The organism is Hyphobacterium sp. (assembly GCF_965228115.1).
Taxonomy (GTDB): Bacteria; Pseudomonadota; Alphaproteobacteria; order Caulobacterales; family Maricaulaceae; genus Hyphobacterium.
On record NZ_OZ245794.1, the window covers coordinates 528,449 to 544,349 of the forward strand.

Annotated in this window: 15 protein-coding genes and 3 tRNA genes; 6 read left to right on the forward strand and 12 right to left on the reverse strand. The window is 56.7% G+C overall.

Features of this window, described 5'->3' with window-relative positions; all coding sequences use genetic code 11:
- Nucleotides 1-8 precede the first annotated feature (8 nt).
- The gene (gene kdsA / locus ACO079_RS02990) at nucleotides 9-863 is read right to left on the reverse strand and encodes a 3-deoxy-8-phosphooctulonate synthase (protein WP_421791649.1); all 855 of its coding nucleotides are present in this window, start codon (nucleotides 861-863) and stop codon (nucleotides 9-11) included.
- A 97-nt stretch (nucleotides 864-960) separates the two neighbouring features.
- Here kdsA and ACO079_RS02995 point away from each other — a divergent pair, with 97 nt between their 5' ends.
- From ACO079_RS02995 to ACO079_RS03010, 4 genes are read left to right on the forward strand one after another with little or no spacing between them, the layout of a single operon-like run.
- Nucleotides 961-2,412, forward strand: a complete 1,452-nt coding sequence (locus ACO079_RS02995; RefSeq protein ID WP_421791651.1) for a cryptochrome/photolyase family protein — start codon at nucleotides 961-963, stop codon at nucleotides 2,410-2,412.
- Entirely contained in the window at nucleotides 2,409-3,770 is a 1,362-nt protein-coding gene (locus ACO079_RS03000; protein WP_421791653.1) for an NAD(P)/FAD-dependent oxidoreductase, read from the forward strand. The genes ACO079_RS02995 and ACO079_RS03000 overlap by 4 nt, the downstream gene beginning before the upstream one ends.
- Nucleotides 3,767-4,549, forward strand: coding sequence for a DUF1365 domain-containing protein (locus ACO079_RS03005; protein ID WP_421791655.1), 783 nt, complete (start codon nucleotides 3,767-3,769; stop codon nucleotides 4,547-4,549). Before ACO079_RS03000 ends, ACO079_RS03005 begins: the two co-directional genes overlap by 4 nt.
- A gap of 11 nt (nucleotides 4,550-4,560) precedes the next feature.
- Complete coding sequence (locus ACO079_RS03010; protein WP_421791657.1) at nucleotides 4,561-5,793, forward strand: class I SAM-dependent methyltransferase; 1,233 nt, start codon at nucleotides 4,561-4,563, stop codon at nucleotides 5,791-5,793.
- Here ACO079_RS03010 and ACO079_RS03015 read toward each other — a convergent pair.
- Genes ACO079_RS03015 through ACO079_RS03025 form a run of 3 tightly spaced genes read right to left on the reverse strand, consistent with a single transcriptional unit; the run spans nucleotide 5,790 to nucleotide 8,616 of the window.
- Nucleotides 5,790-7,328 carry a cryptochrome/photolyase family protein gene (locus ACO079_RS03015; protein WP_421791658.1) on the reverse strand — a complete coding sequence of 513 codons (1,539 nt, stop codon included), beginning with the start codon at nucleotides 7,326-7,328 and terminating at the stop codon, nucleotides 5,790-5,792. The genes ACO079_RS03010 and ACO079_RS03015 overlap by 4 nt on opposite strands.
- Nucleotides 7,328-8,002: a DUF6134 family protein gene (locus ACO079_RS03020; protein ID WP_421791660.1), complete on the reverse strand. Its 675-nt coding sequence runs from the start codon at nucleotides 8,000-8,002 to the stop codon at nucleotides 7,328-7,330. Before ACO079_RS03020 ends, ACO079_RS03015 begins: the two co-directional genes overlap by 1 nt.
- Nucleotides 7,999-8,616: a cupin domain-containing protein gene (locus ACO079_RS03025; protein ID WP_421791662.1), complete on the reverse strand. Its 618-nt coding sequence runs from the start codon at nucleotides 8,614-8,616 to the stop codon at nucleotides 7,999-8,001. Before ACO079_RS03025 ends, ACO079_RS03020 begins: the two co-directional genes overlap by 4 nt.
- Nucleotides 8,617-8,743: 127 nt before the next feature.
- Between ACO079_RS03025 and ACO079_RS03030 the strand changes: the two genes are divergently transcribed.
- Nucleotides 8,744-9,745: a cysteine synthase A gene (locus tag ACO079_RS03030; protein ID WP_421791664.1), complete on the forward strand. Its 1,002-nt coding sequence runs from the start codon at nucleotides 8,744-8,746 to the stop codon at nucleotides 9,743-9,745.
- Here the strand turns inward: ACO079_RS03030 and ACO079_RS03035 are convergent.
- Nucleotides 9,742-10,794: an amino acid ABC transporter substrate-binding protein gene (locus ACO079_RS03035; protein WP_421792912.1), complete on the reverse strand. Its 1,053-nt coding sequence runs from the start codon at nucleotides 10,792-10,794 to the stop codon at nucleotides 9,742-9,744. The genes ACO079_RS03030 and ACO079_RS03035 overlap by 4 nt on opposite strands.
- A 66-nt stretch (nucleotides 10,795-10,860) precedes the next feature.
- On the opposite strand from ACO079_RS03035, the gene metC reads away from it, so the two are divergent.
- The gene (gene metC, locus ACO079_RS03040; RefSeq protein WP_421791666.1) at nucleotides 10,861-12,003 is read left to right on the forward strand and encodes a cystathionine beta-lyase; all 1,143 of its coding nucleotides are present in this window, start codon (nucleotides 10,861-10,863) and stop codon (nucleotides 12,001-12,003) included.
- 8 nt (nucleotides 12,004-12,011) lie between these two features.
- On the opposite strand, the gene ACO079_RS03045 is transcribed toward metC, so the two are convergent.
- From ACO079_RS03045 to recJ, 7 genes are all read right to left on the reverse strand, one after another.
- A tRNA-Arg gene (locus ACO079_RS03045) sits at nucleotides 12,012-12,088 on the reverse strand.
- 11 nt (nucleotides 12,089-12,099) lie between these two features.
- Nucleotides 12,100-12,405 carry an ETC complex I subunit gene (locus ACO079_RS03050; RefSeq protein WP_421791668.1) on the reverse strand — a complete coding sequence of 102 codons (306 nt, stop codon included), beginning with the start codon at nucleotides 12,403-12,405 and terminating at the stop codon, nucleotides 12,100-12,102.
- A gap of 24 nt (nucleotides 12,406-12,429) precedes the next feature.
- A tRNA-Pro gene (locus ACO079_RS03055) sits at nucleotides 12,430-12,506 on the reverse strand.
- A 58-nt stretch (nucleotides 12,507-12,564) separates the two neighbouring features.
- On the reverse strand, nucleotides 12,565-13,146 hold the full coding sequence (locus ACO079_RS03060; RefSeq protein WP_421791670.1) for a DUF192 domain-containing protein: 582 nt from the start codon (nucleotides 13,144-13,146) through the stop codon (nucleotides 12,565-12,567).
- Nucleotides 13,147-13,229: 83 nt separating this feature from the next.
- On the reverse strand, nucleotides 13,230-13,751 hold the full coding sequence (locus tag ACO079_RS03065; RefSeq protein WP_421791672.1) for a cold shock domain-containing protein: 522 nt from the start codon (nucleotides 13,749-13,751) through the stop codon (nucleotides 13,230-13,232).
- Nucleotides 13,752-13,992: 241 nt separating this feature from the next.
- A tRNA-Glu gene (locus tag ACO079_RS03070) sits at nucleotides 13,993-14,067 on the reverse strand.
- Nucleotides 14,068-14,132: 65 nt separating this feature from the next.
- Nucleotides 14,133-15,899 carry a single-stranded-DNA-specific exonuclease RecJ gene (recJ, locus tag ACO079_RS03075; protein WP_421791674.1) on the reverse strand — a complete coding sequence of 589 codons (1,767 nt, stop codon included), beginning with the start codon at nucleotides 15,897-15,899 and terminating at the stop codon, nucleotides 14,133-14,135.
- Nucleotides 15,900-15,901: the final 2 nt, after the last annotated feature.

Genomic DNA, 15,901 nt, shown 5'->3' on the forward strand with positions numbered 1-15,901 from the left:
CTTCGCCCTTACCAGCCCTTGGTGACCTGGTCATATTCCAGCAAGCGCGAAACAAGCCCTTCAAACTGATCCAGGGGCACCATGTTCGGCCCATCCGATGGCGCATTGTCAGGGTCAGGGTGCGTTTCCATAAACACGGCAGCCACACCAACGGAGACAGCCGCCCGCGCGAGCACCGGAACGAATTCCCGCTGTCCGCCACTGGTGCCGCCCTGTCCGCCGGGTTGTTGCACGGAATGCGTGGCATCGAATACTACCGGACACCCAATATCGGCCAGCACGGGTAAGGCGCGCATATCCGAGACAAGCGTATTGTAGCCAAAGCTGGCGCCGCGTTCGCAGGCCATCACATTGGAATTACCGGCGCCAGTGACTTTCGCGATGACGTTTTTCATATCCCATGGGGCCAGGAATTGCCCCTTTTTGACATTGATAACCTTGCCGGTTTGCGCGGCGGCGATCAGCAGATCCGTCTGCCGGCACAGGAACGCCGGGATTTGCAGCACATCCACCGCCTGGGCGGCGATCGCGCATTGTTCCGCTGTGTGAACATCCGTCAGCACCGGCAGGCCCGTCGTTTCACGGATTTCCTGAAAGATCGGCAGCGCGGATTCGAGCCCGATCCCCCGCGCACTGGACAGGCTGGTCCGGTTGGCCTTGTCGAAAGACGTTTTGTAAACCAACCCGATATCGAGGCGATCGGCGATCTCTTTTAGACGGCCAGACACGTCCAGCGCATGCTCCCGGCTTTCCAGCGCGCACGGGCCTGCCAGCAAGACCAGCTTGCGGTCATTGCCAATCTGGACCGGTGCACCGCCAGGGCGTGGAATTTCGATAACGGAATTGGGGTGGCGATCGGCCATGTGCTGACTTTCTTTGCTGAAAAGTGTGAAGCGGTCTGATCCGCTTTTCCCTGCCCAACGTAGGTATATTCAAGAAGAATAGAAGGCCGCTGCCGTTTTGTCCTCCCCCCGAACTGCGCCCGTTATTGTCTGGTTCCGCCAGGATTTGCGACTAGCTGACAACCCGGCGCTTCATGCGGCCGTTGAAAGCGGCCGGCCCGTTCTTCCTGTCTTTATTCTCGATGCTGAAACACCAGGGGACTGGAAGCTGGGCGGCGCGGCGCGATGGTGGCTGCATCACAGCCTGTCCGCACTGAATACCCGTCTAGATCAAACCGGCAACCATCTGGTTCTGCGCGCGGGGAACAGCCATAATGTGCTCAAGGAGTTGATCAAGGAAACAGGCGCTGCGGCGGTCTATTGGAATCGCCGCTATGAGTCTTCCGCCCGGCAACGAGATTCCGATATCAAATCACACCTGAAAGAACAGGGCCTGGACGTTCAGTCTTTCAACGCCACTCTGCTAGTTGAGCCCTGGACGGTGAAAAACAAATCCGGTGACCCATTCCGCGTTTTCACCCCTTTCTGGCGTTCCGTTCGGAGCGAGGTTGATCCAGGTACGCCCTTAAAGGCACCTTCCCAGATACAGTCGCTAGACAAATGGCCAACGTCCGAGGAATTGGACGATTGGAATCTATTGCCGCGCAATCCGGACTGGGCGAAGGATTTCCCGGACGTTTGGACACCGGGCGAAGACGGGGCGCGCCAGCGCCTGACGGATTTTCTGGAGGACGATGCGGCCCATTATGCTGGTGGACGTGACCGCCCGGACAAACCCTGGACATCCCGCCTCTCACCGCACCTTGCCTTTGGTGAAATAAGCCCGCGCCAGATTGTTGCCGTGGCAGAAAGCCATCGCGAAACAGTCGGGGACAAAAACACCGAGAAATTCCTGAGCGAGATCGGTTGGAGAGAATTTTCTTATAATCTTCTCTATCACTTCCCGAATTTTCCTGAACAGAACTATCAGGACAAATTCGACCGCTTTCCCTGGCTGAACAACTCCGACACGCTCCTCGCCTGGCAGCGCGGTCAGACCGGTTATCCAATTGTCGATGCGGGGATGCGCCAGCTCTGGCAGACCGGCTGGATGCACAACCGTGTGCGCATGATAACGGCGTCGTTCTTGATCAAACATCTGATGACCGATTGGCGCGAAGGTGAACGCTGGTTCTGGGATACGCTGGTCGATGCCGATCTCGCGAATAATTCAGCCAGCTGGCAATGGGTCGCCGGATCCGGAGCGGACGCCGCGCCCTATTTCCGCATTTTCAACCCGATAACGCAGGGCGAAAAGTTCGATCCGAATGGCGAGTACATCCGCAAATGGGTGCCGGAAATCGCACAGCTGCCGAATAAATTTCTCAACAAGCCTTGGGAAGCCGGACCGATTGTCCTGAAAGACGCCGGCATTGAACTGGGCCAGACCTATCCCGAACCGATTGTAGATCACTCCGCCGCCCGAGAACGGGCGCTGGACGCCTTTAAAAGCCTGAAAGAAGCTGCATGAGCCCGATCATTACGCCTGACTTCGTGAACCGCAAACGCATCGCCATCATTGGTGCCGGGATTTCAGGCCTCGGTGCCGCCTGGGCGCTGCGGAATGTCCATGATGTGACACTGTTTGAAAAGCGTGATCGGCTGGGTGGTCACGCCAATACGGTGGATATCGTCTATGATGGCACGCCGATTTCGGTCGATACCGGCTTTATTGTCTACAATCCGTTGAACTATCCCAACATGATCGCCCTGTTCGAGGCCTTGGGCGTTGAGTCGCATCAATCGGATATGAGCTTCAGCTTTGCTCTGGACGGCGATATTGAATGGTCATCCAATGGCTTGGGCGGGCTGTTTGCACAGAAACGCAATGCCGTGCGCCCCTCCTATTTGACCATGCTGCGCGATGTGCTGCGTTTTAACCAGCGAGCACAAAAGGACCTGGAAGCCGGAAATCTCGCCGGTATCGCGTTGGGCGATTACCTCACCACACAGGGATTTGGCACGCGTTTTTCGCGCAACTACCTTTTGCCCATGGGGGCAGCTATCTGGTCGGCCAGCGAAGAAGATATGCGGGCCTATCCAGCCGATGCCTTTGTGAAATTTTTCCAGAACCATCGCCTGATGCACATGAAGCGCCCGCAATGGCGTACGGTGAAAGGCGGCAGCCGCGAATATGTGAAGAAAATTGCCGCCGAATTGACGGGCAAGGTCAATCTGGCTGAGCCCGCCACAGGTGTCTGGCGAAATGAATATGGCGTAACCATTGAAACCGGGGATGGCCGCGTGGAAGAGTTCGACGAGGTCATTCTCGCCTGTCACTCGGATCAATCGCGCAAGCTGATCCGCGATCTTGATCACAATGAAGCCGAGCTCCTTGGCGCCATTCCCTATTCCGGCAATCGTGCCGTGCTGCACCGCGATGAAAGCCTGTGCCCGAAACGGATTGGCGCACGGGCCGCCTGGAATTACTGCCGCGACGTCGAGAACGGTCCAGCCTCGGTGACCTATGACATGAACCGCCTGCAGGGCATTGATGCGACCAAACCACTGTTTGTAACACTGAACCCGCATCGTGAACCGGATCCGGATCTGGTCTTTGGCGAGTTCCAGTATGATCACCCGCAATTCAGCCGGGCTGGCCATGCGGCTCAGCGCATCTTCAACAGCGTTCAAGGCGTGAAGCGGACCTGGTTTGCCGGCGCCTGGCTGGGCTATGGATTTCACGAAGACGGGCTTCGATCCGGCTTACGCGTCGCCTTGCGCCTGGGCGGACAAATTCCCTGGAGTTTCGCTGAAGGCGATGTCGATGGTGGTCGCTGGGGTAAACGCCCGCCGGTACTGCAGCCTGCATTGACGGCTGCAGAGTGAGCGCACCACTTGCCATCTGGCGGGGCACCACTGTGCACAAGCGCCTGCAACCCTTTGAACACGCGTTCAAATACCCCGTTGCAATGATAGGTGTCGATCTCAACCGCCTAGACGAGGCCGGTCAGGTCACCAAGTGGCTCGCCATCAATAAATCCGGTCCGTTTTCTTTCTGCGAGAAAGATTTCGGCGCACGTGATGGATCATCTTTAAGGGACTGGTCCCTCGCCCGCTTCCATGAGAACGGCATAAAGGGTGTCGATCGCGTCTATTTTATCTGCCAGCCGCGTATTCTGGGCTATCAGTTCAATCCCATTTCCCTGCATTTCGGATACGCCGAGGATGGCGCATTGCTGGGCATTATTTATGAAGTGCACAACACGTTCGGCGATGCCCATGCCTATGTCGCCCCGGTCAGTGGCGAGGCCGTGGAACGCCACAATGCCGAGAAGAATCTGCATGTTTCGCCCTTCTTTGACGTCTCAGGCGAATATGCTTTTGCCCTGCAGCCACCCGACGAGGCGTTGTCTCTCGCCATTCGCAAAGCCGAAGACGGCGAGGCTGACTTTCGCGCATCCATGACACTGGAGAAACGCCCCGCGACAGGGATGCAATTCTTCCGCTGGTTTACCGGATTTCCGCTTTCCACCTTGTTCACCATCGGCGCAATCCATTTCGAGGCGGCCCGTCTCTGGATCAAAGGCGCACGCTATCACAATCGTCCCGAACCTCCCCGGCATCCGGCAACACCGGTTCTGGAATCCCAACCGCAAAAACAGTAAGGTTCCTTTTGATGCCTGCGATACTCACACCGGATCAGCTGGCAAGCCGCCAGACGATTGATGCCTTGCAAGACCTTCCCCTGGGTCTACGCAGCGGTTTGAAATTGCTTTTGAATTTGCCTGTCGGAAAACTGACAGTGCAGTTCGTCAATGGCGAACGGCTCGTCTTTGAAGGTCAGACAGAGGGCCCCGTCGCTGAATTGCACGTCCATGACTACCGCTTCATCCGCCGGGCGGTCGCGGGCGGAGATGTCGGTTTTGGCGAGGGCTATATGGCGGGCGAATGGTCTTCACCGGATCTAGCCGCTCTTCTCAGCTTTTTTTCGGTCAATCTGGATTCAAAACCGGATCTGGTAACCGGCGGACCTGTGACGCGTTTCTTCCACTGGATTTATCACAGCCTGCGCCCCAATACGCGAGCCGGCGCCAAGAAGAATATCCAGGCCCACTATGATCTGGGCAATGATTTCTATGAAAAATGGCTCGACCCTTCGATGACCTATTCCTCCGCGCGCTATGAGACGCCTGAGCAATCGCTCGAAGACGCCCAACGCAACAAATATCGTGCGTTGGCCGACTCGATTGGCCTCCAAGAAGGCGAGCACGTGCTTGAAATCGGCTGCGGCTGGGGCGGATTTGCGGAGTATGCAGCGCGCGAGCGGGGCGCTCGGGTGACCTGCCTGACACTTTCCGAAGAACAGCGCGCCTATGCCATCGACCGGATGGAAAAACTCCAGCTCGGCGATCAAGTCGAGATCAAGCTTCAGGATTATCGCGACGAAACCGGTCAGTATGACAAGATCGCCTCCATAGAAATGTTCGAGGCGGTCGGGCAGGAATACTGGCCGTCCTTCTTTTCCAAAGTGCATGACTGCCTGAAACCCGGCGGCCTGGCGGGCCTCCAGATCATCTCGATCCGCGACGATCTGTTTGAAAAATATGCCAATCGCGCCGACTTCATTCAGCGATACATCTTTCCGGGCGGTGTCTTGCCGAGCCTTGAACGCCTGAAGGAAGAGTTCAATCGCGCCAATCTCGGGTTTGAGAAGGTCGAGGCCTTTGCGACCGATTATGCCGATACGCTGGCAGAATGGATGAAACGCTTCACCGCCGCTTGGGATGGCATCAAGCCGATGGGTTTTGATGACCGTTTCCGGCGCATGTGGGAGTTTTATCTGGCCTATTGCGAGGCGGGCTTCCGCACCGGCCGCATCGACGTGGCCCAATACACGCTCAGCCGCTAGGCGATCCCGATCTCTTTGAAAAATCGCGCGCTATCATCCTTGATGGCCGCAACTTTTTCTTCGCTCATTTTGGAAAGATTTCGATACGGCATGGAAAGGCGTTGATTGCCTTTCAGGCGATCCTGATTTTCTATCATAAAATTCCAGTACAAGTAATTGAACGGGCACGCCTTATCGCCATTCTTTTGCGAGACGGAATAGGAACAATTGGCGCAATAATCGGACATCCGGTTGATGTAGGCCCCGCTTGCCGCATAAGGCTTTGTGGCCATCACACCGCCATCGGCAAACAGCGCCATCCCGTGCGTATTGGGCAATTCCACCCACTCATACGCATCGGCATATACCAGCAAATACCATTCCTCGACGGCTTTCGGCACAACCCCGGCGAGTAGCGAGAAATTTCCAGTGATCATCAGGCGCTGGATATGATGAGCATAAGCATGCTTGCGTGTGGTCTCGACGGCATCACGGACGCAAGCCATTTTGGTATCCGCCGTCCAGTAAAAATCAGGCAGATCCCGCTTGGCTTCCAGGAAGTTGGTTTCAGCATAGTCCGGCATTTTCAGCCAGTAGAGCCCGCGCACATATTCCCGCCAGCCGAGGATCTGCCGGATAAATCCCTCAACCGCATTGATCGGCGCGCGCTTCGCTTCCCACTCGGCCTCGGCGGCTTCACACACCGCCCGCGGATCCAGCAGGCCGCAATTGATGTACATCGAGATGACCGAATGGAAGAGAAAGGCCTCATCTTTGACCATTGCATCCTGATAATCCCCGAAACAAGGCAGGCATTCGGTCAGGAAGAATTTGAGATCATTTTTAGCGGTTTGCCGTGTGACCGCATAGTTGAAGGGTTCAATGTCACCGAAATGATCTCCGAAGCGGTCCTCGACTAGTGAGATGACTTCCCGGGTGATGTCATCCGGCTGTCGCGAGGTCCGAGTGGGAAGTTTGATTCCCTCAGGCAGTTTCTTGCGATTGTCCTGATCAAAATTCCATTGCCCGCCGACCGGCTTGTCTCCGTCCATCAGGAGCCCGGTTTCGCGCCGCATCTCGCGGTAGAAATATTCCATCATCAGACGTTTGCGGCCTTCTGCCCAGTCATTGAACCGATCGAGCGGGCAGATAAAGCGATCATCCTCACGGATAGAGACCGGCACATCGAACCGATCGTTCCAGCCTTGCATTTCCTCCAGCAGACGATACTCGCCGGGCGCCGTGACAACGATTTGTTCAAAGGAGCCGTCTTCTTTAAGCGCGCGTTCGACCTCACCCGCCAGAGAACCAGAATTACCTTCATCGGTCAGTTTCACGTAGCGAACGTCGTGTCCTGCGCCGGTTAGTTCCCCGGCAAAATGGCGCATCGCCGAAAACAGAAAAGCGATCTTTTTCTTGTGATGCCGGACATAGGTGGCTTCGTCCATGACCTCGGCCAAGAGCACGAGGTCGCCATCGCAGCAATCCTGCAGGGAGGACATATCCGGAGAAAGTTGATCACCCAGAACAAGTCTGAGCGTTCTGCCAGCTGACATCAGATGTTTCGGCGAATGTAGGTGATATCCTGCCCGCGCGCGGAAAACTGACAACGCAGCCATTCGCCCTCGGCACTGTACCAGAGATCAAGGGTCAGAGAGCCTTCAAGGCGCACGCGGCGCGCTTCGACAGACTGCCTATTAATTTCAAGGGTCTCCGTACCAAGCTCGGTAACAGTCACCGGCATTTCCTCGCCGGTTTCTGTATTCAGGACCGAGCTGAGGCCGGTCGAATATCCCTGCCAGTGGCTGGACGGCATCAGCGAAAGCGGGTGGGAAATGTCTACGGGCTCGCCTTCGGCATTTGTGCCGCGGCCGACCAGTTGCGTTCCGTTGCGGTCGATATCAACGATCAAACGCTCGCCATCTTTCAGGGTCGACGCCTCGATACTGACCAGTTCACCATCCTGATAGATCTCGACGGAGTCGTGCTCATATCGGAAGGCCGTAATCGGCCCGATCCGGACCCGCAGATCCACATCGCTGACAACGCGCAGCTGATCGCCCTGCTCTTCAAATCTCAGGATATGTGATCCAAAGCGGCTGTTCCCGCGATAGACATCGAACTCGATGCTGTTTGAGGCAGGTATTGCCGCGCGATCGATCGCGGGTGCAGCGCCCGGAAGCGCAACAAACGCGACAGCGAGGGAGGCAAGAAGCGACTTTCGGATCATTTCAAGAAGCTCGCAGCAATCGAGATCAATGGATTTCGGAATTTATAGCCGCCTATTGCCACTGAAAAACAGATACACGGCTCACCGTCCAGCCCAACGGGATTGTGGGCTTCGTTAGCTTCGCCAACGCAAACGTCACCGCGGTGATAAATTCCATTCGAGTCTCTAAACCCGCCTTGCAAGACAAGGGTCAGTTCCTGATCACCATGATCGTGGTCGGGAATGGATGCACCCGGTTGAATTTCAAACAGGCGGGCGTCAATCCCGGATTCGCAAAGGCGGTTCACCTTGCGGCTCCGTACCCCGCCCAATCGGCTGCGCCAGGGCGAGAGGTTCTGCCGGAATCCCAGACCCGAGAGAGCAGCTGGATATAGCGGATCACCCGGATTTTGATCCGTTTCCACTATGATAGCGTCTTCGACCTCCGGAGCCGCGGGCGTGGTCGACCAGAGATCAGCCATCGCCAGGCTGGCACCAATGCGTTCGGCGACATCCAATTGAGCGCGGATTTCCGGATTAATCTCCGCAGCACTGTCTACAAGCACGCGAACGGCCCGGGGCGCGGCACCGCTGGCATGATCAAGGACCCATTCATCTTTCAGGCGCGTATTCAAACCTGCATTCTCCACTTCTTGGAATTCATTACGCAGTTGCCGCAAATCCGGATCACAAACGCTCCCCAATTCTTGAAGGCATGCGAACGCCTCCCTAGCTTGCTCAAACAATGAGGAGTCCAATTCAATGCCCATCGCCGGAAACGTCATCGATCTCATCGGCAATACACCGCTCCTCCGGCTAAACCGGGCGTCTGACGAAACCGGATGTGAAATTCTTGGAAAAGCGGAGTTTTTAAACCCGGGCGGATCGGTCAAGGATCGCGCCGCGCTTGGAATCATCCGTGCCGCAGAAGCGTCCGGTACCTTGAAGCAAGGCGGCACAATTGTCGAAGGCACCGCGGGCAACACAGGCATCGGCCTGGCCATGGTAGGGGCAGCTCTCGGGTACAGGGTTGTCATTGTATTTCCGCGCACCCAGTCAAAAGAAAAGAAAGACGCCATCCAGCTGATGGGCGCAGAACTTATCGAGGTGGACGCTGTTCCGTATGCTAATCCAAATCATTATGCCCGTTATTCCGGCAAGCTGGCAGAAAAACTGAACGCAACCGAGCCAAACGGCGCGATCTGGGCCAATCAGTTCGACAATACCGCCAATCGGGATGCGCACTATCAAACCACAGGACCGGAAATCTGGAATGAGCTGAACGGCAAGGTCGATGGCTTTATTTGCGCCGTTGGCTCGGGCGGAACGCTTGGTGGCGTGTCGAAGGCGTTAAAGGAACGCAATCCGGACATACAGATTGGCCTGGCTGACCCCGGTGGAGCAGCTCTCTACGGTTTTTATGCCGAAGGCGAGCTTTGCGCGTCCGGCACATCGATCACTGAGGGCATTGGCCAGAGCCGCATTACGGCAAATCTGGAGGGCGTTCAGGTCGACCGGGCTTATCGAATCCCTGACGAAGAAGCCCTGCCCCTTCTTTTCGATCTGGTCACCGAAGAAGGCTTGTGTCTTGGCGGATCAGCCGGTGTGAACATTGCCGGGGCGATCCGGATGGCCAAGGAAATGGGCCCCGGCCACACAATCGTCACCATATTATGTGACTATGGCTCCCGCTACCAAAGCAAGCTCTATAATCCTGAATTTCTGAAAGAAAAAAACCTGCCGGTCCCGCCCTGGCTGGCCTAGCGGAAAGGCGGCGAATAGAGCAACCCGCCTTCGGTCCATTGCGCATTCAAACCGCGCCGTAAACCCAGTTCGGACTCCTGCCCCAGATTCCGGCTGAAAATTTCACCATAATTGCCCGTGGCCGACAGCATCGAAACGGCAAAATCATTTTCCAGACCCAGTTGCTCGCCGAAGTTTTCTTCTATCCCCAGCATCCGGCGGATTTCGGAATTTCGCGCATTTTCGCTTTGCTCGATCACATTAACCTGGCTGACGCCGAATTCTTCGGCCGCAATCAAGGTAAACAACACCCACCGGGAGACGTCGAGAAACCGGGATTCACCCGCCCGGATTACGGGCCCAAGCGGTTCTTTTGAGATGACATCTGGCAGCAAGATGTGATCACCCGGCTGGCTAAGCTGTGTCCGCAAGCCGGCTAATGACGAAAGGTCATTTGTGTAGACATCGCACTCGCCTGCAACATAGCCATCCAGCCCGTCTTGCGCCGTCGAATATTCTATTACGTCAACATTGAGCGCGTTGGCGTCGATGAAATCAGCCAGATTCAGCGCGGTGGTCGTACTGCCCTGCACGCATATCCGGGCTCCATTGATGTCGCGCGCGCTGGATATTCCCAGGTCCGCCGGCACCATAAAGCCTTGACCGTCATAATAGGCGATCCCTGCAAAATCGAAGTTCTGGCCGACATCGCGCGCGAAGGTCCAGCTCGTATTGCGGATCAGAATATCTATCTCGCCATCGGCTAGCGCCTCGAACCGCTCCGCGGTTGTCAGCGGCACAAAGCGGACGTCATTCGCATCGCCCAGAATAGCCGCGGCATAGGCCCGGCACAGATCGGTATCAAATCCGCTCCAATTGCCGTCTTCATCCTGTTCCGCAAATCCGGTCAAACCGCCATCGACACCGCAAAGCAATTCTCCGCGTGCCTCGATCGCCCGCAGCGTATTACCGGCCTGCGCCAACTCGCCCGTATCAATCCCGATACCAGCCAATCCGCCGAGCATCACCACGGCGGCTTCCCGCAAACGGCGTCTCGAAAGGAAGGACATCGGGTTCACGGCTGGAAAACTCCACGCGATTGGTTGAAACTCGCTTTGTTTGTAACGGGGAATCGAATGAAGCGCGACACCCAATTGACGCGTGCGGGCCGGACACATCATGGCACACGCGCCGTAAATCCACCGGTGAACCGGGCGTCAACAATTCTCGCCGGGACCGCGCATGAGCTTTATAACAGGCCCGACGGCACTCCGCTCTACGGTCGTTTTGGAACCGAATGCCAGAACGGGCTTCGCGCGGCCCTTTGCGAGATGCAAGCCGCTGATTATTGCGCCCTTGCTCCGTCAGGCCTTTCGGCCATGTCCTTGCCTGTTATCGCGGAGGTAAGTGCAGGCGGGCATTTGTTGGCGGCCGATTGCCTTTACGGGCCAACCCGTATGTTTCTGGAAGAAACCGTCACCCGATGGGGTGTGGACGTGGAGTTTTTCGATCCCCGGATAGGCGAAGGGATCAAAAAGCTAGTGAAGGAAAACACCCAGCTTGTTTTCTGTGAGTCGCCCGGCTCTCTGACCTTTGAGGTTCAGGACATTCCTGCAATCTGTGACGTTGCCCACAACGCCGGTGCAAAAGTGATGGTCGATGATACCTGGTCGGCTGGACTCAACGCCAACATGCTGGATCTTGGCGCGGATTATGCTGCCCAATCCCTGACCAAATATGTCGGCGGTCATTCTGATTTCGTGATGGGTGCCGTCACTGCCCGCGGTAATGCCGCCGCACGCCTGAAAAAGGCCGAATGGCGGATAGGTATGAATGTGTCTTCCGATGACGCCTTCCTTGCACTTCGCGGCCTTAGAACACTGGCGCTCCGAATGGAGAAAAGCGCGGCGGGTTCAATCTTGATTGCCAAACGGCTGGCACAACGACCGGATGTCAGTGAAGTTCTCCACCCCGCTTTACCAGAACATCCGGACCATGCGCTCTATGAACGAGACTTTACGGCTCCTGCCGGCGTTTTTGCCGTTCAGTTTCCAGAATGGGATCTGGGCCGAAGCGAACAATTCCTGGACGCACTGAACGTGTTCGGCCTCGGGTTTTCCTGGGGTGGATATGAAAGCCTGGCCGTGCATTGCGACCCGCAGCTCAAGCGCAATCACCGTAAGGCACGCAACGGCGCCCTTATCCGCTTCTCAATCGGGCTCGAAGATGTTGAAGACCTGTGGGCGGATATCGAACAGGCAATCAAGGCCAGCGCCTGAAGGCAGCATGGCGACCCCGGTAGGACTCGAACCTACAACCGTCGGATTAGAAGTCCGGTGCTCTATCCAGTTGAGCTACGGGGCCAACAGCCCGGCCTAGTGCGACCAGGGCTCTTTTCTGTCAGCAGAGAAATTGGCCGCATAGGATTTTGACTTGCGAACCTGCTCCGGCTTTTCGGTCACGCGAAAGGGAATGCCATATCGATTGGCATAGGCCACCGCCTGTTCCTTGCTTCCGAATTTCAGCTTTACCTGCTGGTTCGTATCGCCTGAGGAATTCCAGCCCATCAACGGGTCCGGACGCTTGGCCATGGCCGGTTCGAACTCAAGCACCCAGTCACGGGTTTTAGCCGTTCCTGATTGCATTGCCGTGCGCGAGGGGCGGTAGATTTTCGCAAACATTTGACTGTCCGGCCTCCTGAGGACTGGTCGGGGCGGCAAGATTCGAACTTGCGACCCTCTGCTCCCAAAGCAGATGCGCTACCAGGCTGCGCTACGCCCCGACAATTCCATCAATACTCTGCGGGTGTTTAGTCACGCTTTAACGGGCTGACAAGCGCCTCACTCGCCGCCATCTGTTTCAACGGGTTCCGAGTCGATCGCCGCATCTTCGATTGGCATATCGTCGCTGTCAGGTTCAGGCAAATCCAAATTGCCAAAAGTGGCATGACGCACGATGTGTCCGGGCCGGATTTCGGCTTCGCGCGACAGGCCACCGCGGATCTCGAGCACACCCAACACCGGGAAATCCGATGCCATGGAGCGCAGCGAGTGCGGTTGGGCATTCATCACGATTTTCCGGATGGTGCCGTCATCGGCAATGTACAGAATATCCAGCGGAATCTCGGTGTTGCGCATCCAGATCGAAACCGGTTGGACTTCTTCATAATTGAACAGCATGGCTTCATCATCCGCCAGGCTTTCCCGGAACATCAAACCCCGCGAGCGTTCTGGATCAGTATCCGCAATCAAGGCCGAAAAGGCGATCTCCCGATCATCTGTCACGATGATAACGGTTTCCGGATCCCCGAATTCGATCACCGTATCCGGATGTGCCGGATCACCCGGAGGGGCTGGAGGAATCTGTGCGCAGGCAGCCGAAGCCATCAACGCCGATAAAGCAAGAATGAGCACGTGTTTCATGCCGCTCAAGCTAGACGGCAGACATGGCATTCGCAATTCCTGAAAGCTGCAAATTCAGAGCGCGTTTCAGCCGCTGTGTGAGATCAGGCGTATTGTGTGGGATAGACTTCTTCCGCCAATACCCCTTTGGGACCATCGCAACATTTCGCCTGCATGGTTTCTCCCGGGTGGACTTCATCAATACCGGCCCGGCGCAGGGTGGCCGCATGAAGAAACACATCTCCGTCGATACCATCACAATCAAGAAAACCGTATCCGCGATCCGCGTCGAACCATTTCACAACGGCCGCGCAAACACTGTCGTCAGGCTCCCGTTTGGGATGGAAGCGCCGCGGGCGGGCATCATTTTCCACACCGCCCGTAATTGAAAGGATCTCGACGGCCTGCCGCCCTCGATCTCCCCTGATGGTCAGGCATTTGACCGCAGCGCCTTCAGGTGCCGCCGATTTGCCCGCCATACGAAGCCGGCTGGCGTGCAAAAGAACATCTCCGCCGCCATCCTCTGTTTCAATGAATCCATAACCCCGCGTTGGATCAAACCACTTGACGCGGCCTTCTACTATACTTGCCAGTGTTTCGGTATTTGTCTCGGCCGCCCCCGCCATGACCATCCCCTCGATACTCAACTCACAGGGGAATTATGGTAACACTTTCTTCATAAAAGGGAATATCGTCTGTATAAAAATAATGAGGGCATCCCCGGACAGAAAATAGCGTCTGCTATTCAACTAGTTGGCAATCCGCATAGAATCAGCGGATTCAATTTTTTCTGCTGGAAATGCGAATACAAAACGCGACGAACGCCCTACTGACGATATTTTGGCGCCTAATGTCGTGGAAAACCGATGGCAGGCCCTAGGGGAATCGAACCCCTCTTTCCAGGTTGAAAACCTGGCGTCCTAACCGATAGACGAAGGGCCCGCGAGATCGGAGGGCGTGATATATCCACTTCGTCTCGGACACGCAAGCGTCATCCTGCAGAGTTTTCACTTCGAAAGAACCAGATCTTCCAGATGAAACTGAACGCGCCGCTGACCGCGCCATTCATCCAGTTTCAAACGGCCTGCAGCATCCCAGATTTGCTCTGACCCGCCCAACAGGGCCTCACCAATCGGCTGATCGGCCTGACGGAAGATGATCCCGTTTACGCGCTGTCCGGCTTCATCACTCAGACTGAAGCGCACGTGATCGGCACCGACCCGCTCGGCATAGGCCACACGCACATTCCGCATCAGGAAGCGAGGCTCGGCAAAGCCCTGACCATAGGGGGCGGCCCTCATGATTCGTTCCGCGAGATCGAGCGTGGCACCCGCAGGCGTCAATTCAACATCGAGCGTCATGGCCCGTTGATCATGTGAGGCATCCCATTCGGGCTGCAGCCGGTCTTCCAGATAAGCTTGCAAGGCACCGACCTTGCCTTCCTCAATGGTCAGACCCGCAGCCATGGGGTGCCCGCCCCCCGCAATCAAAATCCCGTCCTCTTTGGCAGCGGCAATCGCACTTCCAAGATCCACGCCTCCAACCGAGCGGCCCGAGCCCTTTCCCAGGCCATTTTCGATGCCGATGACGATGGACGGCCGCCCAAACCGTTCCTTGATCCGTCCCGCGACAATACCGATCACACCGGGATGCCACCCTTCGCCCGTGGCAATCAGGATCGGCGCATCGGTGTCGCCACGCGCCAGCAGCTGTGCTTGCGCGGCATCCAGCACATCCAGCTCGATCTGCTTTCGCTCGGCATTGAAGGCATCAAGATCGGCTGCGATCTGCGCGCACTCGGCTGGATCATCAGACGATAAGAGACGTGCGCCAAGATCGGCCTGTCCCACGCGTCCGCCTGCATTAATACGCGGGCCCAGCACGAACCCCAGATGATAGGCTGACGGATCACCGGTCAGCCCGCCCACATCCGCCAGGGCTTTCAAACCCGGATGGGACCATCGGCGCATGATTTTGAGACCCTGGGAGACAATCGCCCGGTTCACATCCCGCAAGGCGACGACATCACACAGCGTTCCAAGCGCGGACAGGTCTGCCAGCGCCAGAATGTCGGGCTCCTTGCCGCTTTCGAAAAGCCCGCGCCGCCGTCCTTCCCGGTTCAACGCGGCAAGAAGCACAAAAGTCACGCCGGCGGCGGCCATATGCCCACAACCAGATTGATCATCAGGACGATTTGGATTCACAATCGCCAGAGCCGGCGGCAGATCCGCGCTCATCAAATGATGATCGACCACCACCACATCCAACGCCATGTCGTGGGCGGCTTTCAAGGGCGCGTGTGCCGCCGCGCCGCAATCGACCGTGATGACGAATTCTGCGCCCTGCTCTTTTAAACGCGAAAAGGCTTCTTCGGACGGACCGTAGCCTTCTTCAATCCGGTCAGGCACATAGAGCAGTAGCGAGTGCCCGACCGCTCTGAAATACCGGATCAGCTGGGCCGCTGAAGTCGCTCCATCGACATCATAGTCCGCGAAAACGGCGAGTGTCTTGCCGGCCTCTACGGCTTCCCAAATGGCCGAAGCGGCCACATCCATATCCTGAAAGCTGGACGGATCGGGGAAGTAATGACGCAGGGTCGGCGACAGGAATTCGCCGGCTTCTTCAGCTGTCACACCGCGCGCCGCCAGAACGCGCGCCAGTATTTCATCAATTCCGGCTTTGCGTCTGATCTCCCCGATCAGGCCGCCATCAATCTCGCACAGCCGCCATTGCCGTCCACCAATCGATTGTTCGACGGAATACGGCTCAGACATTT